The organism is Streptomyces sp. NPDC101234 (assembly GCF_044767525.1).
Lineage (GTDB): Bacteria > Actinomycetota > Actinomycetes > Streptomycetales > Streptomycetaceae > Streptomyces > Streptomyces sasae.
Genome location: NZ_JBIWOA010000033.1, coordinates 1 through 19854, shown reverse-complemented (window position 1 = coordinate 19854; position 19854 = coordinate 1). Strand labels below are relative to the sequence as shown.

The 19854-nt window shown below is 70.0% G+C and carries 19 protein-coding genes and 1 pseudogene; 8 read left to right on the top strand and 12 right to left on the bottom strand.

The window, feature by feature from the left end:
• Nucleotides 1-29: 29 nt before the first annotated feature.
• The 4 genes from ACIRR9_RS42130 to ACIRR9_RS42115 all read right to left on the bottom strand — a co-directional run bounded on the left by ACIRR9_RS42130 (nt 30) and on the right by ACIRR9_RS42115 (nt 3055).
• Nucleotides 30-1136 carry an LLM class flavin-dependent oxidoreductase gene (locus ACIRR9_RS42130; protein ID WP_403763802.1) on the bottom strand — a complete coding sequence of 369 codons (1107 nt, stop codon included), beginning with the start codon at nt 1134-1136 and terminating at the stop codon, nt 30-32.
• A 91-nt stretch (nt 1137-1227) separates the two neighbouring features.
• Nucleotides 1228-1695: a MarR family winged helix-turn-helix transcriptional regulator gene (locus ACIRR9_RS42125; protein ID WP_403763955.1), complete on the bottom strand. Its 468-nt coding sequence runs from the start codon at nt 1693-1695 to the stop codon at nt 1228-1230.
• 9 nt (nt 1696-1704) lie between these two features.
• A complete protein-coding gene (locus ACIRR9_RS42120; RefSeq protein WP_403763800.1) occupies nt 1705-2043 on the bottom strand; it encodes a GNAT family N-acetyltransferase in 339 nt (112 codons plus the stop codon).
• Nucleotides 2044-2065: 22 nt separating this feature from the next.
• Nucleotides 2066-3055 carry a pirin family protein gene (locus ACIRR9_RS42115; protein ID WP_403763798.1) on the bottom strand — a complete coding sequence of 330 codons (990 nt, stop codon included), beginning with the start codon at nt 3053-3055 and terminating at the stop codon, nt 2066-2068.
• Between the two features lie 122 nt (nt 3056-3177).
• Here ACIRR9_RS42115 and ACIRR9_RS42110 point away from each other — a divergent pair, with 122 nt between their 5' ends.
• Nucleotides 3178-3666: a carboxymuconolactone decarboxylase family protein gene (locus ACIRR9_RS42110; protein WP_403763796.1), complete on the top strand. Its 489-nt coding sequence runs from the start codon at nt 3178-3180 to the stop codon at nt 3664-3666.
• Between the two features lie 227 nt (nt 3667-3893).
• Here ACIRR9_RS42110 and ACIRR9_RS42105 read toward each other — a convergent pair whose 3' ends face one another.
• Complete coding sequence (locus ACIRR9_RS42105) at nt 3894-4361, bottom strand: MarR family winged helix-turn-helix transcriptional regulator (RefSeq protein WP_403763794.1); 468 nt, start codon at nt 4359-4361, stop codon at nt 3894-3896.
• Between the two features lie 171 nt (nt 4362-4532).
• Nucleotides 4533-5483: an NmrA/HSCARG family protein gene (locus tag ACIRR9_RS42100; RefSeq protein ID WP_403763792.1), complete on the bottom strand. Its 951-nt coding sequence runs from the start codon at nt 5481-5483 to the stop codon at nt 4533-4535.
• A gap of 519 nt (nt 5484-6002) precedes the next feature.
• Between ACIRR9_RS42100 and ACIRR9_RS42095 the strand changes: the two genes are divergently transcribed.
• The 5 genes from ACIRR9_RS42095 (at nt 6003) to ACIRR9_RS42075 (ending at nt 9964) form a co-directional block, all read left to right on the top strand.
• Entirely contained in the window at nt 6003-6401 is a 399-nt protein-coding gene (locus tag ACIRR9_RS42095; protein WP_403763790.1) for a hypothetical protein, read from the top strand.
• Nucleotides 6402-6551: 150 nt separating this feature from the next.
• Nucleotides 6552-6947 (top strand): SsgA family sporulation/cell division regulator, encoded by a 396-nt coding sequence (locus ACIRR9_RS42090; RefSeq protein ID WP_403763788.1) that lies wholly within the window; start codon nt 6552-6554, stop codon nt 6945-6947.
• Nucleotides 6948-7162: 215 nt separating this feature from the next.
• Nucleotides 7163-8083 carry an NADP-dependent oxidoreductase gene (locus ACIRR9_RS42085; RefSeq protein ID WP_403763786.1) on the top strand — a complete coding sequence of 307 codons (921 nt, stop codon included), beginning with the start codon at nt 7163-7165 and terminating at the stop codon, nt 8081-8083.
• Between the two features lie 116 nt (nt 8084-8199).
• On the top strand, nt 8200-9225 hold the full coding sequence (locus ACIRR9_RS42080; protein ID WP_403763784.1) for an LLM class flavin-dependent oxidoreductase: 1026 nt from the start codon (nt 8200-8202) through the stop codon (nt 9223-9225).
• A 22-nt stretch (nt 9226-9247) separates the two neighbouring features.
• Nucleotides 9248-9964: an NADPH-dependent F420 reductase gene (locus tag ACIRR9_RS42075; RefSeq protein WP_403763782.1), complete on the top strand. Its 717-nt coding sequence runs from the start codon at nt 9248-9250 to the stop codon at nt 9962-9964.
• Between the two features lie 96 nt (nt 9965-10060).
• Here ACIRR9_RS42075 and ACIRR9_RS42070 read toward each other — a convergent pair whose 3' ends face one another.
• From ACIRR9_RS42070 to ACIRR9_RS42050, 5 genes are all read right to left on the bottom strand, one after another.
• The gene (locus ACIRR9_RS42070; RefSeq protein ID WP_403763779.1) at nt 10061-10585 is read right to left on the bottom strand and encodes a hypothetical protein; all 525 of its coding nucleotides are present in this window, start codon (nt 10583-10585) and stop codon (nt 10061-10063) included.
• 67 nt (nt 10586-10652) lie between these two features.
• Nucleotides 10653-11042, bottom strand: a complete 390-nt coding sequence (locus ACIRR9_RS42065) for an SsgA family sporulation/cell division regulator (RefSeq protein ID WP_403763776.1) — start codon at nt 11040-11042, stop codon at nt 10653-10655.
• Between the two features lie 146 nt (nt 11043-11188).
• The gene (locus ACIRR9_RS42060) at nt 11189-14035 is read right to left on the bottom strand and encodes an ATP-binding protein (RefSeq protein ID WP_403763773.1); all 2847 of its coding nucleotides are present in this window, start codon (nt 14033-14035) and stop codon (nt 11189-11191) included.
• Between the two features lie 153 nt (nt 14036-14188).
• Complete coding sequence (locus ACIRR9_RS42055; RefSeq protein ID WP_403763770.1) at nt 14189-15928, bottom strand: pyruvate dehydrogenase; 1740 nt, start codon at nt 15926-15928, stop codon at nt 14189-14191.
• A gap of 307 nt (nt 15929-16235) precedes the next feature.
• Nucleotides 16236-16997, bottom strand: coding sequence for an NADPH-dependent F420 reductase (locus ACIRR9_RS42050; RefSeq protein ID WP_403763767.1), 762 nt, complete (start codon nt 16995-16997; stop codon nt 16236-16238).
• Nucleotides 16998-17278: 281 nt separating this feature from the next.
• On the opposite strand from ACIRR9_RS42050, the gene ACIRR9_RS42045 reads away from it, so the two are divergent.
• Nucleotides 17279-18187 (top strand): helix-turn-helix transcriptional regulator, encoded by a 909-nt coding sequence (locus ACIRR9_RS42045; RefSeq protein WP_403763764.1) that lies wholly within the window; start codon nt 17279-17281, stop codon nt 18185-18187.
• Nucleotides 18188-18315: 128 nt separating this feature from the next.
• Here the strand turns inward: ACIRR9_RS42045 and ACIRR9_RS42040 are convergent, their stop codons facing one another.
• Nucleotides 18316-18786 (bottom strand): ester cyclase, encoded by a 471-nt coding sequence (locus ACIRR9_RS42040; RefSeq protein ID WP_403763761.1) that lies wholly within the window; start codon nt 18784-18786, stop codon nt 18316-18318.
• Nucleotides 18787-19480: 694 nt separating this feature from the next.
• Between ACIRR9_RS42040 and ACIRR9_RS42035 the strand changes: the two are divergent.
• Nucleotides 19481-19854, top strand: a pseudogene (locus ACIRR9_RS42035) (hypothetical protein); the annotation flags it as partial.

The following is a 19854-nucleotide window of genomic DNA, read 5'->3' as shown; positions in this document are numbered from 1 at the left end:
CGTTCCCAAGTGCTGTGCAATGGGCCGGCTCAGACCGCCGGTGCGGCGCCCGGCGTGCCGGCCGCGTCACGCGCGGCGAGCAGCGAGGCATGGGTGGGGGCGTCGGGGACACCGGCCGGCCGCTTCTCGGCGAATTCCTTCCGCAGGACCGGTACGACCTCCTCGCCGAGCATGTCGATCTGCTCCAGGGCGGTCTTCAGCGGGATTCCGCCCCCGTCCACCATGAACAGCTGGCGCTGGTAGTCCCCCGCGTACTCACGGAAGGTGAGCGTCTTCTCGATGACCTGCTCGGGGCTGCCGACGGTCAGCGGGGTCTGCTCCATGTACTCCTCCATGGAGACCCCACCGCCCATCACCGGTGAATGGTCGAAGACCGGGCGGAACTCCCGCACCGCGTCCTGGGAGTTGCGGCGCATGAAGACGTGGCCGCCGAGGCCGACGATCGCCTGCTCGGGGCTGCCGTGGCCGTAGTGCGCGTAGCGCTGCCGGTACACGTCGATCAGCTTCTGCGTGTGCTCCTTGGGCCAGAAGATGTTGTTGTGGAAGAAGCCGTCACCGTAGTAGGCGGCCTGCTCGGCTATTTCGGGCGAGCGGATCGACCCGTGCCAGACGAACGGCGGCACACCGTCCAGCGGGCGCGGAGTGGAGGTGAAGCCCTGCAGCGGCGTACGGAACTTCCCCTCCCAGTCCACGACGTCCTCCCGCCACAGCCGGCGCAGCAACGCGTAGTTCTCGACGGCGAGGTTGATGCCCTGCCGGATGTCCTTGCCGAACCACGGGTAGACCGGGCCGGTGTTGCCCCGGCCCATCATCAGGTCCACCCGGCCGTCGGCCAGATGCTGCAGCATCGCGTAGTCCTCGGCGATCTTCACCGGGTCGTTGGTGGTGATCAGCGTGGTCGACGTGGACAGGACGATCCGCTCGGTACGCGCGGCGATCCAGCCCAGCATCGTGGTCGGGGAGGACGGCACGAACGGCCTGTTGTGGTGCTCCCCGGTCGCGAAGACGTCCAGGCCCACCTCTTCGGCCTTCTGCGCGATGGCGGTCATCGCCTTGATCCGCTCGTGCTCGGTCGGCGTACGACCCGTGTTCGGGTCGGTGGCCACATCGCCGACGGTGAAGATGCCGAACTGCATCGTCTTCAGCCTTTCCATATTGTTGATGCATCAACTATGTCGTGGCAACACGGGCACAGCGATGCCTATTCCGCTTGCGTCGGGCGCAGAACTACTCGGACCGCTTGTCCAGTTGCTCGACGACACGGCCCGCGACCCTGGCGAGCGTGCCGAGTTCCTCCGGCGTGAGAAGGTCAACGAAGAGACCGCGAACCGTGGCCACATGGCCGGGCGCGGCCGACGCGATCGCCCCCCGTCCCAGCGGGGTGATGACCACGAACGCGCCGCGCCCGTCCTCGGGGCACTCCATCCGTACGACCAGCCCGCGCTTGACCATGCGGGAGATCTGGTGCGACATCCGGCTCTTCTCCCACTCCACCGCCCTGGCCAGGTCCGCGCAGCGCATACGGGCGCCGGGTGCCTCGGTGAGATGGACGAGCACGATGTAGTCGGCGGCGGACAGACCGGAGTCCGCCTGCAGGCGGCGGGCCACTCGGCCGTGGAGTCTCTCCTGCATCCGGACCAGACAGCGCCAGGCGTCACCCTCCGCCGGACCGAGCCGTCTCGACGCCTCGTTCACCTGGACCACTCAGCCAAGCTGTGCCTCCAGCCACCGCAGGACGTCGGGTGTGACCGGATCGGTGATGTCCGCGAACTCGTCGTGCCGCTTGAGGAACTTGGCGACGTAGGGGCAGACCGGGACGATCCGCATGCCGGACGCGCGCACGTCGGTGAGTGCCTGCTGGACCAGTTGTGCGCCCAGCCCCTGGCCGGCGAAGGCCTCGTCGATCTCCGTGTGGAAGAAGACACGCTGCGCGCCCCGGTCGCGGTAGGCGGTCAGACCGGCGCGTCGGCCGTCGACCAGGATGTCGTACCGGTGACCGGCGTCCACACGCTCGACGACCGTGGTGGTGGAGGACTCGCTCATGGTGGGCCTTTCGTCAGGGAGGTCAGCGGGTCGGTGGGTTCCGGCGCGGTGTGAGGACGGCGTTCGGCAGGGCCGGTGCGGGAAGGCGGCCGCCGGGAAAGTCCTCGATCACGCCGAAGCGGTCGGAGGAGGCCTCCCAGTCCTCGCGGGCTTTCACGATGTCCTCGTGGCTGCGCCCGATGAAGTTCCACCACATGACGATCTCCTCCCCGAAGGGAGGTCCTCCGAGGAGGATGGTCCGCGCCGGGGCGTCGGTCTCGTTCACCATCGTCAGGACGTCCGCGCCAGGGGGGACGTAGCCGAGTTCGGCGGGCCGCAGCACGGTGCCGATCAGGCGGATGTCCCCGCTGTCGACGAGGAGGCCGTGCTCGAAGGCCGCGTCCACGGGGAGGGTGAGCGTCGCGTGCGGTTCGATGACGATCTCGGCGCCGAGCAGCGGCGTGAAAGCCCGGACCGGGGAGGTCCGGCCGGCGAGCGAGCCCAGAAAGACCTTGATCTCGGCCCCGTCGACCCGCGTGGGTTCGGGCACGTAGTGCTGGAAGTCCCTGGCGGTGTCGCGGTGTTCCCCGGGCAGCGCGACCCACAGCTGGACGCCGTGGACGACGGTGGTGTCCGGGGTGGAGACCTCCGAGTGGGCGATGCCGTGTCCGCCGGTCATGAGGTTCATCTCGCCGGGCCGGATCAGGGCGTGGGTGCCGAGGGTGTCGCGGTGCTCGATCTCGCCGCTGAACAGCCAGCTCACCGTCTGCAGGCCGGTGTGCGGATGCGGGGGCACGTCCATGCCGCCCGCCGCGGCGACCCGGTGCGGGCCGTAGTGATCGGCGAAGCACCAGGCGCCGATCAGTGTGCGCTCCCGCTGGGGCAGCGTCCGCCGCACATGCATCGCGCGCGGACCGCCCAGGGGGACCTCACGTGCCGACAGGACGTCGACCCGGGGCGCTCCGGCCGGCCGGTCGCCTTCGACGAGCGCACCGCAGCGCAGCGCCGCGGCGTCGGATTCCACGTTGCTCACCGAGAGCACCTCCCACACGATCTGGTTGTCACATCAACTATGATGCCATGGAGGCTGGCCGATGACCACAGCCCCCGCCCGCACACAGGCCACCCCGAGCGTGGCCCGAAGGAGGCCCCGACGTGAGCGACCGCACCACCAGTTCCCCACCCCGCAGGATCTTCATCGACAAGCAGAGCCCCAAGGCCTTCCATGCCCTGGTGCAGGCCGCGGAGGCGGTCCGGGCAACGGCCTCCGAGGCCGGGCTCGACCGCATCACCGTGGAGCTGATCAACCTCCGCGTGTCGCAGCTCAACGGCTGCGCCTACTGTCTCGACGTGCACACCAGAGCGGCCCTGCGCGCCGGCGAGTCACCGCAGAGACTCGGAGTCCTGAGCGCGTGGCGGGACACCGGCCTGTTCACCCCCGCGGAGCGCGCCGCCCTGGCGCTTGCCGAGGCCACGACCGATCCGGTGAACACCGCGGCCCAGACATCCGCCTACGAGGCCGCCCGCCAGGTTCTCTCCGAGGACCAGATCTCAGCCGCGATCTGGGTGGCGGTCACCATCAACGCGTTCAATCGCGTGTCGATCATGAGCAAGCACCCGGTTCCGCCACTTCACGACGAGTAGCGAGCAGAGGGGGCAGGCCGCCATGCCGCCTACCTTCGGCGCAGCCAGTGCCGCGAAGGGTGCCGCGAAGACTTGGTGACGAGTCACGGCGCGGGGCACCCGAGGTTCTGCTCAAGGGGCTGGCCGAGGTCGCGGCGGCGGCCACCGGCCGGGCTCGCACCGCGATCGGCGCCGTGGGCCATCACCTCTGCGCCGACGACTTCGCCGGCGCGGGCCGCCCGTTCCGGTCAGACCGGTTCCTCGTCCAGCTTCTCCACCACGCGCTCGGAGATCCGAGCCAGCAACCGCAGCTCCGCCGGAGTGACGTTGTCGAGGAAGAGCTCACGCACCGCCTCCACATGGCGCGGGGCGGCGGCCTCGATCATCGCCCGCCCCTCGTCCGTGATCACCACGAACGCGCCACGGCCGTCCTCGGGACACTCGTCCCGCACCACGAGCCCACGCTTCACCATCCGGGCGATGTGATGGGACATCCGGCTCTTCTCCCACTCCAACGCCCTGGCAAGGTCCAGGAACCGACGCCGCCCGTCCGGTACGTCCGTCAGCTCGACCAGTACGGCGAAGTCCGCGGGCGACACGTTGGACTCCGTCTGCAACAAGCGGGACAACCGGCCCATGAGCCTCTCGTGCATGCGGACGAAGCTCCGCCAGGCGAGCTGCTCCTCCGCCGTCAACCAACGCACCGTCTGTTCCATGAAGCAAGTGTAAACGTAGTTGACAGTTCACCAAATAGGCGCCGGAGCGCCGGCCACCTGCGCGCCCCAGCCGATGGGGCCGAGCCAGGGGTGCACCCGGTGCCACTGCGGCTGCCCCTTCGGCGGCACGCCGTCGTGCCGCCGAAGACACCCCCTGCCGGCAGCAGCGGGTCAGCCCGCCTGGATGTTCGCGGCGTTCTCGGCGAGCCAGTCGTCGAAGCTCTTGAGTGCCGGGTTGATCTCCCGCAGGAGGTCCAGGTCGCGGGCGCCGGTGAACTCCTGGTCGAAGTCGCCGTAGTACTGGAACATGTTGGCGATCTCGTCGCCCGCCGGTACGCCCAGGGAGCGGAAGACGTCGTAGGGCACCGACTGGAAGCGCACCGGCTCGCCGATCGCGGCGCCCAGCTTCTGCGCGTACTGGGCGCCGGTCAGGTGGTCGCCGGCCAGGCCGACGGTCTGGCCGATGAACCGCTCGCCGCCCTTGAGGATGGCGAGCGTCGTGCGGCCGATGTCGTCCACGTCCACGCCGGCCAGCAGCTTGCCGTCCTCGAGCGGCAGGGTCAGCGTCAGCACGCCGTCCTCGGCGCGCTTGGGACCCATCATCGACAGGAAGCCCTGGAAGAAGAAGGTGGTGTTCAGGAAGGTGGTCGGCACCCCGGCCCGCCGGAACAGCTCGTTGCCCTCGCCCTTGGCGTCGAAGTGCGGGACGTTGTACTTCTCCTGCAGGACGGGCATCCTCTCGTCCTCCAGCGGCAGGAGTTCGCGGGTGTCCTCCAGCGTCGACCACACCACGTGCCGCAGTCCGGCCTTCTTCGCGGCCCGCACCAGAACCTCGATCTCCTCCGTCTCCTTGGCCGCCGAACCGTGCGCCCAGAAGTTGGTGACGAGGAAGGCGCCGTAGGCACCCTCGAACGCCTTGTGCACGGTCGGCTCGTCATGGAAGTCCGCCCGCACGACCTGCGCACCGAGCTCCGCGAGTTCCTTGGCCGCGGGCGAGTCGGGATTCCGGGTCAGCGCACGCACCGTGAACCCCGAGTCCGGATCGGCGAGGATCGCCCGCGCGGTACCGCCGCCCTGTGCACCGGTGGCTCCGGCGACCGCGATGACCTTCTTCTCACTCATGCCGTTACCCCTGCCCGACGGGAGATTGTTGACGCATCAACCGAAGCACATTTCGGTAGACGAATCAACTTGTGGCGCGGGATTGAGCCGTGATCGGCACGAAAGTCACCCGAGTGGCGCGACGCGGCCGGCCATCCGTCCAACTCGGCCGAGAGTGGGGCGTTTCACCCCGACAGGCGCACAGGCCGGCTCCCGATCCCCACGGAACCGCCTCGGCAAGGTCCATGTGCGAGCGATTACATGCAGAATGATAGTTGATGCGTCATCAAAGTGATCTGCTGCACTTTGTCCCTTTTTACTTGACGTATCACCTTAAGTCCTCATACGTTCTCACTTCAAGCGTCAACCGGGGCCTCTGAGGCTGGTGCGGCCCATCGTCACGGCGACGCAGACCCCCGCTCCGTCGAACCGGAACGCGGCGGCCGGGTGCGGGAGCGGATCGCTTCCGGGGACGCCCAAGGCCCCACCCATCGAACGGAACCTCCATCCGAGGTTCCGGAGACAGCAAGGAGAACCGTCATGAAGCACTACTTCGCGCGGCGTACGGCCATCACGGCGGCGGTGCTCGCCGTTGCCGCCGGCACACTGCTGGCGGTGGGCGGCACCGCCTCGGCCGCGCCGGGCAAGGCAACCGGCCGGATCACGGTCACCGCGCACCACTCCTCGGACCGGACCGAGTACGGCAACCACCGCGACAACAACCGCGGCGACCACCGGCGCGACGACCGGGACGACCGCCGCGACAACCGCTGGGACGGGCACCGCAGGTGGGAGCGGACCGGCAGCGGCGACTGGTACTGCAACGACCATGGCCGGCAGTACCGGTACGACGGACACCGGTTCTACGAGCGGAACCACGGCGAGTGGCGCGTCGTGAACACCTACTCCCACAACTTCGACCACCGTATCTTCGGCTGACCCTGCAGGGCGGCCCGGCAGACATATCGCGTGCCGACCCGGGCCGCCTCCGGGAATCCGGGCCCGACCGCTGAGGGGGAGCGGGGGCGCCCAGGCAGCGCAGGCCTTCTGGAAGCGATCCGAGCCATGCCCGACCATGCAATAGATCAGATGCTGCACATGGAGCTGGTGCTCCCGTCCGGCGAACGTCTCCCCGTGCCGACTCTTCTGCACTACAGCGCCGAGGACCCCTTTGCCGCAGTCTTCGTCTTCTACACCGGCGCCGACCATCAGGTCCGCTGGGTTCTGGACCGCGACATGCTGGCGAAAGGGCTCCGCCGGCCCACCGGGCGCGGCGACGTACGCCTTCGGCCGACCGGGTCCGGCCCCGATGCCGAGCTCGGCCTGACCCTGTCCTCCCCGCACGGGAGGGCCCAACTCGCCGCTCCGCTCCGGGCGATCGCCCAGTGGCTCGGACGGACATATGAATCGGTACCGTCCGGACAGGAGGCCGAGGGTCTGGACGTGGACGCCGAACTGTCCCGGCTTCTGCACGGCGCGGCCTGAGAAGAACCTCCCGCGGGAACCACGGGTGGCTCACCGCCGCCGCGTACGATCCGGCGCCTCGCGCAGCCGGGCGAACACGAGACAACAGCCGGGCGAGCACGAGACATTCGCCATGGGCGCCGTCGAGCGACCCTAGGATCACCATATGGTTGATGCGTCATCTTCTTGCTAGCATCGAACCCCGCACATCCGCTGAAGAAGTACGGAGCCAGGAGATGTCCCTTGCAGTGCAGTTCTCCGAGTACGGCAGCACGGAACAACTGCGTGTCGTCGACGTGACGCCCCCGGCTCCCGGGCCGGGTCAGGTACGGCTGGCCGTGCGCGCGGCCGGCGTCAATCCCGTCGACTGGAAGATCCTCCAAGGAGCGATGCGCGAGCAGATCCCCCTCGTCCTCCCCTCCGGTCTCGGGTCCGACGTGGCCGGCGTGGTCGACGCCGTCGGCGAGGGTGTGACCGGGACCGAGGTCGGCGACGAGGTGCTCGGCACCTCGCTCACCCCCTCCTACGCCCAGTTCGCCCTGGCCGATCCCGCCGCGCTGGTCGCCAGGCCCAGCACGGTGCCGTGGCAGGTGGCGGGCGCCCTCGCCGGCGCGGGCGGCACCGCATGGGCGGTCCTGGAGCGGCTGAAGGTCACCGAAGGCGAGACCGTACTGATCCATGCGGCCGCCGGCGGCGTCGGCACCTTCGCGGTCCAACTGGCCGTTGCCCGCGGTGCCCGCGTCATCGGCACGGCCGGCGAGCGCAACCATGGGCTGCTGCGCGATCTCGGTGCTCTGCCGGTCACCTACATGCCCGGGCTGGTGGAGCGGGTCCGCGCCATCGCCCCCGACGGCGTCGACGCCGTCGTCGACGCGTCCGGCCGCGGTGAGATCCCGGACTCGATCGAGCTGGCGGGAGGCCCGGAGCGGGTTCTCACACTGGTGGCCTTCGACGCCGCCGGGACCGGCATCCAGATCCATGCGGGCGGCGCGGCCGGGCAGGGTGTTCGCGCCCTGAGCGACATCCTGGGCCTGATCCAGGACGGCCGACTGCGCGTGGCGATCGCGCGCACCTATGGCCTCACGCAGGCGGCCGCCGCACTGGAGGAGAGCCGGGCCGGCCACGTGACCGGCAAGATCGTCCTGTTGACGGAGTAGAGCGGTCGGGGGATTCCCTCCCCCCTCCCCCGAAGCACCAGCACCTATTAGTTGACATAGCAACCAAATGCAGGATGATTGACACCTCAACAATCGGCCCTGCGCAGGAGCCCACCATGTCTGATCTCGTCTTCGGTCTGGACACATTCGGAGACGTTCCGGATGACGACTCCGGCACCCCCGTGTCCTACGCGGAGGCCATCCGCCAGGTGGTCCAGGAGGCCGTACTCGCGGAGGAGACCGGCGTGGACGTCATCGCGCTCGGCGAACACCACCGCCCCGAGTTCGCGATCACCACCCCGGAGACCGTGCTGGCCGGGATCGCCACGCGCACCAGCCGGATCCGCCTGAGCTCCGGCGTGACCGTCCTCAGCTCCGACGATCCGGTCCGCGTGTTCCAGCGGTTCGCGACCGTGGACGCACTGTCCAACGGCCGGGCCGAGGTCATCCTCGGACGCGGCTCCTTCACCGAGTCGTTCCCCCTCTTCGGCTACGACCTCGCCGACTACGACGTCCTGTTCGAGGAGAAGATCGAGCTTTTCGCCAAGCTGCTGGAGGAGAAGCCCGTCACCTGGACCGGCAGCAAACGGGCTCCGCTGGAGAACGCCGACGTCTTCCCCAAGACCGAGTCCGGCCACCTGAGCACCTGGGTGGGCGTCGGCGGTTCTCCGCAGTCGGTCATCCGCACCGCGCACTACGGCTTCCCGCTGATGATCGCCATCATCGGCGGCAGCCCGGAACGCTTCGCGCCCTTCATCGACCTCTACCGGCGCGCCACCGACCAGTTCGGCACGACCGCCCACCCGGTCGGCATGCACTCCCCCGGCTTCGTCGCCGACACGGACGAGCAGGCCCGGGAACTGCACTGGCCGCGCTACAAGGTCGTCCGGGACCGCATCGGCGCGCTGCGGGGCTGGCCGCCGCTGCGCAAGGAGGAGTACGACTCGGAGATCGAGCACGGCTCCCTCTACGTCGGGTCTCCGGAGACGGTCGCCCGCAAGACGGCCCGCGCGATCAAGGCACTCGGCGTCGGCCGCTTCGACCTCATCTACGGCAACCAGTCGGTCAGCGCCCGCCTGCGCGCCGTCGAGCTGTACGGCACCAAGGTGCTCCCGATGGTCCGCGAGATCCTCGCGGGCTGACACCGTGAACGGAGAAGAAGACATGCCCACCACGGCCGTGAACACCGTAGGCATCCTGGGCGCGGGCAAGGTCGGCACGGCGCTGGGGCGGCTGGCCCTGGCCGCCGGTTACCGGGTGCTCATCGCGGGCTCGGGCGACCCCGCCAAGATCGCGCTCACCGTCGAGGTCCTCACGCCCGGCGCGGCCGCGGTCACCGCGGCTCAGGCCGCCGCGGCGGCGGACGTCGTCGTCCTGGCGCTTCCGCTCGGCAAGTACCGCGCTCTTCCCCTGGACGCGTTGCGCGGCAAGCTCGTGATCGACGCCATGAACTACTGGTGGGAAGTCGACGGCATCCGCGAGGACCTGACCGACCCGCTGACCTCCTCCAGCGAGATCGTGCAGGAGTACCTGGCGGATTCACGGGTGGTCAAGGCGTTCAACCACATGGGCTACCACGATCTGGAGGACGGGGCCCAGCGCCCTGGAACACCCGGACGCAAGGCGATCGCGATCGCCGGTGACGATCCGAACGACCTCACCACCGTCGCGGGCATGGTCGACGCGGTCGGCTTCGACCCCGTCATCGCCGGCCCCCTGGCCGACGGGGTACGACTGGAACCGGGCACCGAGCCGTTCGGTGCCAACGTCGGCGCCGAGGAACTGCGTGCGATGCTCCTCCGCTTTCCGGAGTCGGAGCGCGGAAGGGTCGTACTCGGCGCACGGGCCGCCGCCGTGGAGTCGGCGGAGCACGCGGCCTGATCGCCCGATCCGAGTCGGTCGGCGGACGGATGTCCACGTCCAGGGGCCCCATCCCCGCGCCCGACCGGCTTGGGACAACCGCGGTCGCGTCGGCGGCTACGCCCCCGCGTTCTCCGCCTCCGCCCGTCGCTCCAGTGCCCACTCCGTGACCAGTACGGCCAGCAGGTCCACAGCGCTGCGGGCGAGCCGGTCACCGATCCGGGTCCGACGGCACTCCGCCTCCGAGACGAGCGCGGTGAGGAAGTGGGCCACCCGCGCCCGCGCACTCTCCGCACAGGCCAGACGCACTCCGTGGATACGGCGCAGGTCTGATTCGGCGATGCCCAGGCTGCGCCGGGGCACGCGGAGGACCGTCATGGCGCATGGGTGACCGCAGCGGGTGAATTCCGACCGCCGCGGGTGGCAGAAGACGATGTCACCCGCGTGCCCGCAGGTCTCCTGCCGACCGTGGATCGCGGCGACCGAACCGTGCCCGTGTATCGCCGCGTACAGGGCATCACCGGCGTCCGGGTCCGATACCCACGGGGGCGCCGGGGCGGACCGGCCGTCGGAATGCAGAACATAGATCCTCAGGTGACCGAGATCGTACGAACGTGTGGGTGCATGTGTCACGAGCTGCATCGCATCTCCGAGCAGAGAGGTTTCTTCGTATACGGGTGGTACGGGAAAGGCCGGAACGTTTCGGAATTCATTCGGCATCTTCCAGAAGCTCGGCGACAGCACGGTCCAGGTCGACATGCAGGCCCTCCTCACCCTCGGGCACCAGTGCGAGGGTCCGCAGTAGGAACGCGCTCACCACGGAGGTGTCGATGTCGACGACCGCCTCCTGGGCCCGCGACCGGAGCACGATGCGTACGAGGTCCGGGTGTCCGGGGCGCCGGGGGATCACCAGCACGTCCCCCGTGCCGACCGACAGACACAGCCCCTCCGTGAGCAGACTGCGGGCGAAGAGCCAGTCGACCGGAGTCGCGAGGGGCGCCCCGAGGGAAAGGCAGACAGCATAGGGATCGGTGGTTCTGTAGCGCAGCTCCGCCAGAAGGGAAACCGCGGGCTCCCCCCTGACCTTCACTTGTGCCATCGTTTCGTACACGACCGAGTGAATTGACTTTCGCATTTCACCCCTCCATCCATGGCCTTACATGGATGAGCCTCGCATTACCGGGCAAATCGGCACATCGCACGTCTTCCCGCCGGTTCCACCGACGGATGTGGGATATGAAGCGGTTACTCCGTGTGTTCGCGCTCGCGCGCCAGCCGGGCCAGTTCGGTACGCGAGGTCAGGCCGAGTTTGAGGAAGGCGTGCCGCAGGTGGGAACTGACGGTGTGCGGCGAGTTCGCGAGGTGTTCGGCGACCTGCCGGTTGGTCATGCCCTGCGCCACCAGTCGCACCACGGCGACCTCCGACGCCGTCAGTTCCGGCCACGCGGTCCCGGTCCCGGTGGAGGTCGTACGGCGACGAGGCGCGCCCAGCACCCGTAGCCGGCGGCGGACCCGGGCGGCGTCGTGCTCGGCGTCCGCCTCGATGTAGCGGTCGAGGGCCGTGCCGAGGACGGGCACGGCGTCCGTGGGATGGGCCACGGCCAGTTTCCGCCCGGCGTCCTCCAGGGCCGAGGCGTGCGGCAGGAGCCGTTCGATCCCGTCGTACAGGTCCACGGCGTACAGCAGGTGTGCGGTGTCGTTGTCGAGCAGGCCCCGGGCGTGGGCCGCCGCCGCGGCGAGGATCGGGAACCCGGGGTTGCGGGCGGCCCGGTGCTCGGCGAGGGCGACCGCGGCGGCGGCACGGTCATGGGCACCCGCGCGCAGCGCCATACGCACGAAGACGGGAAGATCGGCCGGGTCGTCGGGACTCGCCAGCGAGGGGCCCACCTGCTCGAACGTGGTGAACGACTCGTCGAGCAGCGCCATGGCCTCGTCCGGGCGGCCCTGCGCATCGGCCATGAGCGCCAGCAGCCAGGACCCGGCGTTGCGGACGAGTATGGCCGGATCGCCGACCATCCGTCCGACCTCGGCCGCGCAGGCCTTCGCCGCGTCGCGGTCGCCGGTGTGCAGGGCGACCCGGAGCAGCGTGTACAGGAGGGTCGCGTCGGCGAAGTTGCCCATGCCCAGTTCGTCGGCCATGGCGGTGCCCGCTTCCGCCTCCGCTCGCGCGTCGGACAGCCGGCCGGCGTCCAGCAGGACGCGGGAGCGGTTCATGAGCCACAGACGCATGGCGGCCGCCTGGCCCTGCCGCTGGGTGTCCCGGATGCCGGTCTCGGACTCGGCGAGTGCCTCCGCCGTACGCCCTGCCGCGTTGAGCATGAACGCTTTCCACAGCGCCTCGGGCACCCAGAGGGAGCGCGAGAATCCGGGCCCGGAAGCGATCTCCTCGGCCTCGTCCGCCCGCTGGAACGCCCGTGCCCAGTCGCACTGGTAGTAGAGCACGACCGAGTGGGCCGTCATGGCGGTGGCCAACGCGTCCCTGTCCCCCGCCTGCCGCGCGGACCGCAGCGCCTCGTCGACAGCCGCCAGGGCCGTGGCTCCGAAGTCCCCCACCAGCCCCAGATCGAGGCAGTACAGGGCCAGTAGGTGAGCACGCAGGCACTCCGGGATCCCCGGCAAAGCTGCTCCGATGCCGGCTTGGCGCGCTCCCTCGGTGAAGTCGTACTGGCTCGACACACGTGCGAGGCTGAGACGCACCCGTGCCTCGGCCTCGCAGGGCAGGGTGCCGGGCAGGGCCGTGGCGCCGAGTGCGCGCGCCTGTGTGGCGCGTCCGGCCCGCCAGAGGAGCACCATCGTCTCGGCGGTGATCGTCGACCGCTCCGGCGCTTGGGCGGCGGTCAGGTCCAGTGCCTGACGGCTCAGTTCTCCGGCGGCCGAAGGAGCGGTCTCCGACAGCTCCGCGGCGGCGGCCCGCAGCAGCTGCACGGCTGCCTGGTCGCCGGGTTCCGCGCTGTCCATCACCAAGGCGGCCGCCTCGCTCAGCGATGCGCCACGGGCCAGAACGATCTCTGCCGCATGGCGCCGCAGGGCCTTTCGTACGGACTCCGGAAGGCTGTCCGCCACGGCTTCGCGGATGAGGTCGTGCCGGAAGACCAGCCGTCCCTCCCGTTCGGTGAAGAGGTCGGAGTCGAGGGCCTCCTGCACCGGCGCGACCAGCGCGCCGACCGGCCGGTCGAGGAGTCCGGCGAGAAGCTCGACGGTGACGGTGTGCCCGATCGCGGAAGCCGCCCGGACGACATCCCTGGTGGGCTCGGAGAGGCTGCAGAGGCGCTGCCGGATTGAGGTCTGGAACCGGGCCGGCAGGCGGCGGCCGACCAGGCGGGCCACACCGTCCTTGACGACCACCCTGCCCTCGGCCGTCATGCCGTGCAGCAGCTCCACCAGGAGCAGGGGAACACCCTCCGCCCGCCGGACGACGTCCAGTGTCGCGCTGTCCGGAGGGGCACCGAGCACGTCCTGGGTGATCTCGCTGACGGCGGCATCGGAGAGCGGACCGAGGCTGACCCGGAGTGCGCCGTCCCGCTCCAACCGGTCCAGTGTGGTGAGCACCTCCGGAGTGCTGCTCCCGCCCCGTACCGCCACCAGCCACAGAATGGCGTGGGCCGACAGCCGGGACGAGAGCGTGCGCAGGGCGAGGAGGGTCAGGTCGTCACACCACTGGACATCGTCCAGAACCATGACCAGGGGGCAGTCGAGAGCCGCCCGCTCCAGCTGGTCCTGTAGTTCCTGCAGCAGCCAGAAGCGCTGCTCGGGTGCGGTGGCCAGGGCACGCAGTCCGACCGTGTCGAAGAGCGGTTTCCCGTCGGCCTGTGTGCCCTCCAGCAGCGGGGCCAGCGGCACGAACTGGCTGTCGGGGTCCGCGCCGCCCCTGAACACCTTGAACGCCCGGCGCCCGGCCGCCGAACACGCCTCCGAGAGGAGCCGGGTCTTACCGCTGCCGGGCGGTCCCTCCACGCAGAGGACCCCGCCGCGGCCCCGGGCCAGCGCATCGAACCCCGTGCCGAGCACGGCGCGTTCCTCCAGCCGGCCCCGCACCGGCGGGCGACGCGCCTCGTCGGCGGGGAACGGCGGGGGCGGCTGGGTCGGTTTCACGGGCGGTCCTCGGGGCGGGAGCGAGGCGAGTCGCATCACCTGAGGCTCAGGACGGCGCACGTCCCCTCAGGTGAATCCCAAAGTAATCGTCACAGGAGAACGCGACCACCGGCGTCCCTCCCACCGGGGACCTCGACGAGGCCGAAGGCGATCTCAGGGGCGGGGGATGTTCCGCAGGTTGGCGCGGGCCAGGTCGAGCATCCTGCCGACGCCCCCGTCGAGCACGGTCCGGCCGGCGGCGAAGGCGAATCCCCTGACCTGGGCGGCCGAGATGTGCGGCGGGATCGACAGCGCGTTGGGGTCGGTCACCAGATCGACCAGGAATGGTCCGTCGTGGGCGAGCGCCCGCTTGAGACCCTCGACGACATCCCCGGGGCGCTCGATGCGGATCGCCTCGATACCCGCGCCGCGGGCGATCGCCGCGTAGTCCACCGGCTCGTGGTCGGTCTCGTGCTCGGGCAGCCCCTCGACCAGCATCTCCAACTTCACCATGCCCAGGGAGGAGTTGTTGAAGACGATCGTCTTCACCGGCAGATCGTGCAGCTTCACCGTGAGCAACTCGCCCATCAGCATGCCCAGTCCACCGTCACCCGACATCGAGATCACCTGACGGCCGGCGTAGGCGAACTGCGCGCCGATGGCGTGCGGCAGCGCGTTGGCCATCGTGCCGTGCAGGAACGAACCGATCACCCGGCGCCGCCCGTTGGGGGTCAGATAGCGCGCCGCCCAGACGTTGGACATGCCGGTGTCCACGGTGAACACCGCGTCGTCGGCGGCGAGTTCATCCAGCACCGAAGCCGCGTACTCGGGGTGGATCGGGGTGTGCCGCTCGACGTCGTGGGTGTAGGCGGAGACCACCGTCTCCAGCGACCTGGCATGCTTGTGCAGCATCCGGTCCAGATAGGCACGGTCCCGCTTGGCCTCGACCGACGGCAGCACGGCCCGCAGCGTCTCCCGCACATCACCGTGAACACCGAGTTCCAGCACGGTACGACGGCCGAGGCGGCCCGCATCGTGGTCGATCTGCACGGTCCGCGCCTGCGGCAGGAAGTCGTTGTACGGGAAGTCGGTGCCGAGCAGGACGACCAGGTCGGCCTCGTGCATCGCGTCGAAGCAGGCGCCGTAGCCCAGCAGACCGCTCATGCCCACGTCGTACGGGTTGTCGAACTGGATCCACTCCTTGCCCCGCAGGGTGTGCCCGACGGGAGCGGCGGCCTTCTCGGCGAGCGCCATGACCTCGGCGTGCGCGTCCCGCACCCCGGCACCGCAGAACAGCATGACCTTCCGTGCCGCGTTCAGCTTCTCGGCCAGCGCCCGGACCTGCGTGTCCGGCGCGACGACCCGGCCGCGCTCGGTGACCAGGTCGCTGCTTCCCGTCGGGTGGATCGCCTCGTCGTGCGCGACATCGCCCGGTATCACCAGGACCGACACCGCATTGTTGCCGAGAGCCCGCTGCATGGCGATCCGCAGCACCCGGGGCATCTGCTCGGGGGTGCTGATCATCTCGCAGTAGTCGCTGCACTCGGTGAACAGCCGTTCCGGGTGGGTCTCCTGGAAGAACCCGGTGCCGATCTGGTGGGACGGGATGTGCGAGGCGAGTGCCAGCACGGGCGCACCGGAGCGGTGCGCGTCGTACAGCCCCTGGATCAGATGCGTGTTTCCGGGGCCGCAGCTTCCGGCACACACCGCGAGCCTGCCGGTCAGCTGCGCCTCCGCTGCCGCGGCGAAGGCGGCGGCCTCCTCGTTCCGTACATGCACCCACTCGATGCCGTCGGTACGGCGCACCGCGTCGACCACCGAGTTCAGGCTGTCACCCACCACGCCGTAGATCCGCTCCACGCCCGCCTGGCGCAGGACGTCCACCAACTGCTGGGCCACGGTCAGATTCCGCATCGCCGGACTTCTCCCCTCGGGCTGCACACCTGTCTCAGGTGACACTCGACAGCCTCAATATAGTTGATACGTCCACCTTAGGGGCATGGATGCCGGGGCCCGCCGTCGGGGACGGCTCAGCCGCCAGACCTTGACGAGTTCCAGACACCTGTCCCCCCATGCCTCGGCCGGTGACGACGGCCGCGTCGGTGATGATCGGGCCGGCGCTCGCGACGGTGTGGCGCGCGTGGCGTCAGGCCGTTGATGGTGACTGAGCGGTCGAGTATCAGGGCCGCGCGCGTGGTGGGCCCGGTGCCGGCGGGCAGGTTCAGCGGCCGACCGGGAAGAGATCCTCCAGGAACAGGCCGACGCGGCCGGTGCGGGCGGCCCGGTCGGTGAGTTCCCTGACACGGTCGGCGGTGACGACGGCGGACGGCCCGTTGAACATCCAGTCCTCCGCCTGCTCGTGGTTCATGCCCCGGGGCGGCTCGCCGACGTAGGGGAGGACGTTGACGGGGGTGCCGGCCTCGTGGCGCCAGCTGTCGGCGAGCGAGCCCACGTCCACGGCGTCGTAGCCGATGGCGTCCATGAACCGTGCGACGTCGGCCTTGGCCGCGGGGTCGTCGCCGGTGACGGGCAGGGCACTGCGCTCGGGGTGGCCGGTGGGGCGGGCCGAACTGTGGAGGCGGAGGAAGTCCATGGTGCCGAGCGTCTTGACGACGTGGGAGCCGGACAGGTGGTGCTGGAGCAGTTCGCTGCTGGTGGCGCGCCGCTCGTCCAGATCGTCGATGCGGCCGTCGCGCTGCGGGAAGTAGTGCATCGTGTCGATGACGCTCCTGCCTGTCAGGGCGTCGGCCGGGAGCTGGTCGTAGGCGTGGAAGGGCAGGGAGACCACGACGAGGTCGCCGGCCCGGGCGGCCTCGGCCGCGGCGGCGGCGCGGGCGTGGTCGCCGAGTTCGGCGACGGTGTCGGCGAGGGTCTCCGGTCCGCGCGAGTTGCTCAGGACGACGTCGTGTCCGGCGTCGACGGCAAGACGGGCGAGGGAGCGGCCGATGTTGCCGCTGCCGATGAAGGCGATGGTCCGGGACATGGCGATGTCTCCTTCGGGAGTGGGGTCTGTGCTGCTGGAAGGCTGCGGCCCGGTCACCGGGAGACAGCTGCGGGCTCGTCGGCACCGGGTGGAGCGGGGCGCTTCTGAGGCGGGGGGGGGACGGCCTGCCGGGACCGACTGGGCCCGCCGAGCGGCCGTGTTTCTCCAGGTTCACGCCTCCGGAGAACGGATCGGCCGGGAAGAATGGCCCAGCCGAGCCTGGGTCCGGCTGGGCCACCCTGGACCGGGCGGCCCAGCCGCCCCGTGCGAATACTGGAGAAATGGAGCAGAACGCTGAACTGGCAGACTTCCTGCGCACCAGCCGGGCCCGGCTGAGCCCCGCCGAAGCGGGACTGCACCCGGGGATCGGTGCCCGCCGGGTGCCAGGCCTGCGCCGTGAGGAGGTCGCGCAGCTGGCCGGAGTGAGCACGGACTACTACACCCGCCTCGAACAGGGCCGCCACCCGAACGTCTCCGAGGCCGTCCTGGAGGCCGTGGCCCGTGCTCTGCGTCTGGACGACGACGAACGCGGCCACCTCTTCGATCTCGCCCGGCCCCGCTCCACCGGTCCGCGGCGCCGTGGTCCCGACCGGGTGCAGCGGGTGCGCCCCGAGGTCCATCAGATGCTGGACATCTTCAACAGCGTGTCGCCGGCCTTCGTCGCCAACCACCGCGGCGAGGTGCTGGCCGCCAACCAGCTGGCGCGCGCTCTGATCACGGACTGGGACGCCCGGCCGTACCGGGAGCGCAGCTTCGCCCGCTACGTCCTGCTCGATCCGGCGGCTCGCGAGTTGTACCGGAATTGGGACGAGGTCGCGGAGATCACCGTCGCCAACCTGCGCCTGGAAGCCGGACGCCACCCCGACGACGCCCTGCTCAACGAGCTGATCGGCGAGGCTGTCGTCAAGGTCCCCGAGTTCTCCGCCTGGTGGGATAGCCACCGGGTGGCCCAGTGTGCCCACGGCGTCCAGCACTTCCACCACCCCGTGGTCGGCGAACTCACCCTGAACCACGAGACGTTGTCCCTCCCGGCCGACCCGGACCAGACCGTCTGTGTGTACACCGCCGAACCGGGCTCTCCCTCCGCACAGGCGCTCGCCCTGCTGGCCAGCTGGAGCGCTCCCGACGCCACCCGGGGTGACGGCGCGGCACACGCCGCTCGGCCCGGCACCGTGACACGTCCCCAGTGAGCGGTGTCCCCGACTTCATCCCCCGGCAGGTCATGAACCTTCAGCAGTTCCTGAGGGGCTCCCCCCTGCGGCCCCGCGGAGTTCACCAGGGGAACCACCACGAGGCCGGGGCAGGAAGGTGCGGTGGCTCAGCCGAGCCGCGTCCTGTAGCCGAGCTGCTCTGCCAGGCCCAGTTCCTGGCACATGAACCACAGGTCGGTGATCTTGCCGTCGTCGTCGAAATGCAGCACGCCGATCTCGTCCCACTCCACCCGCTTGCCCGTGGCCGGGGCGCCGGCGAACGTACCGGTGTGCAGGGCGCTCATGTGGAACTGGAGCATGACGGTGTTGCCGGAGGCCACGATGTCACGGGCCTGCGCCGTCTGGTCGGTCAGGACACCGGACAGCACCTTCCAGCCCGTCTCCAGCCACTCCACGAAGTTGCCGCCCTGCGGAATCGCGTCCCCGGTGAGCGCGTACAGGTCGGCGAAGCCGGCCCGGCGGATGGGGGCGTCCGGGGTGACCAGCGAGCGGATCAGGTCGAAGTCGCCGTTCGGCATCGCGTCCTGGAGCAGCAGCAGCGTGTTGTCGAGGTTGCGCTGAGCAGTGGAGTCGGTCATGAGGTTCTCACCAGTCTGAAGGGGTGGCAGCGGATTCCCCCGGGGGATGCGCGTCGGCGCGATCGAACGGTCGGCATGGCCGGCCCGCTGGGGGAGATGTGCGGCCCTGGCACTTGAGGAATGCCGGGCGGCACATATCCAGTCTTGACCCGGAAAACTCACTTCCGTCGCGCGTACCTGGCCCAGCCGGACCCAGGGTCGGCTGAGCCCGATTCCCGGCGTTCCACCCCGTCGAAGGCATGCATCGCCGCTCGGAACCCCGGACCGCCTCACCTCTGCGAACCGTCGCTCCGTCTGCCGTCACCGACACTCCTCGTACGACGGACCCTCATTCCCCGCTCCAGCAGCGGTAACTGACGCAATGTCGGATCAGACACCGCCGGAACTCATTCGCTGTCGCCGTCGATATTGGCCCGCAAGTGGCCTCAGCCTCATGCTCCTGCACACCGAGGGCAGCGCCTCATCTCCGACGATGCCTTGGAACGAACCAGGAGCACACACACTCCGACGGCGCGCCGCTGTGCGGCGCACTGCGCCGCAGGGTCGACCGGACCGCACCCAGCCACACCGGCTGACCGGCCGCCGGCCGTCCCCGCCGGTTCTTTCGCCATCGCTACCCGAGCAGCGCGACGGGCAGGCCATCGTCACCGCCCGAGGAAATCCAGGACTCATCCACCGGCAAGGAGCCGCACACATGAACGAGCCGCAAGCCGACCGCATCCACCCGGCCGTCCCCACCGAGCACGGGGCCCTCACACGCCGCCGCTTCTGGCAGGTCGGCACCGCCGCGGCGCTCACCGCCGGCGCGGCAACGCTGATTCCGGGAGGTGCCGCCGGGGCCGCGACGTCCAGGCCTTCGAGCAGGCCCTCGAACAGTGCCTCCAGCAGTGCGTCGAGCACCCCTTCGAGCACTCCCTCAAGCACGAGCAGCAGCGGCACGACTTCGCAGACCTACTTCGACCAGGCTGCCGCACTGGCCGGCGACAACCCGATTCTCACCAACCTCGTCACCGCGCTCACGTCGGGTTTCACCGTGCCGCACCCCACCGCACCCGACCCGCTGAAGAT

Coding starts and splice junctions, on each gene's coding strand:
- ACIRR9_RS42130 (WP_403763802.1), bottom strand. CDS start 1,136: ATGCAGTTCGGCATCTTCACCGTCGGCGATGTGGCCACCGACCCGAAC.
- ACIRR9_RS42120 (WP_403763800.1), bottom strand. CDS start 2,043: ATGAGCGAGTCCTCCACCACCACGGTCGTCGAGCGTGTGGACGCCGGT.
- ACIRR9_RS42105 (WP_403763794.1), bottom strand. CDS start 4,361: ATGGAACAGACGGTGCGTTGGTTGACGGCGGAGGAGCAGCTCGCCTGG.
- ACIRR9_RS42100 (WP_403763792.1), bottom strand. CDS start 5,483: ATGAGTGAGAAGAAGGTCATCGCGGTCGCCGGAGCCACCGGTGCACAG.
- ACIRR9_RS42095 (WP_403763790.1), top strand. CDS start 6,003: ATGAAGCACTACTTCGCGCGGCGTACGGCCATCACGGCGGCGGTGCTC.
- ACIRR9_RS42090 (WP_403763788.1), top strand. CDS start 6,552: ATGCTGCACATGGAGCTGGTGCTCCCGTCCGGCGAACGTCTCCCCGTG.
- ACIRR9_RS42085 (WP_403763786.1), top strand. CDS start 7,163: ATGTCCCTTGCAGTGCAGTTCTCCGAGTACGGCAGCACGGAACAACTG.
- ACIRR9_RS42080 (WP_403763784.1), top strand. CDS start 8,200: ATGTCTGATCTCGTCTTCGGTCTGGACACATTCGGAGACGTTCCGGAT.
- ACIRR9_RS42075 (WP_403763782.1), top strand. CDS start 9,248: ATGCCCACCACGGCCGTGAACACCGTAGGCATCCTGGGCGCGGGCAAG.
- ACIRR9_RS42070 (WP_403763779.1), bottom strand. CDS start 10,585: ATGCAGCTCGTGACACATGCACCCACACGTTCGTACGATCTCGGTCAC.
- ACIRR9_RS42065 (WP_403763776.1), bottom strand. CDS start 11,042: ATGGCACAAGTGAAGGTCAGGGGGGAGCCCGCGGTTTCCCTTCTGGCG.
- ACIRR9_RS42055 (WP_403763770.1), bottom strand. CDS start 15,928: ATGCGGAATCTGACCGTGGCCCAGCAGTTGGTGGACGTCCTGCGCCAG.
- ACIRR9_RS42050 (WP_403763767.1), bottom strand. CDS start 16,997: ATGTCCCGGACCATCGCCTTCATCGGCAGCGGCAACATCGGCCGCTCC.
- ACIRR9_RS42045 (WP_403763764.1), top strand. CDS start 17,279: ATGGAGCAGAACGCTGAACTGGCAGACTTCCTGCGCACCAGCCGGGCC.
- ACIRR9_RS42040 (WP_403763761.1), bottom strand. CDS start 18,786: ATGACCGACTCCACTGCTCAGCGCAACCTCGACAACACGCTGCTGCTG.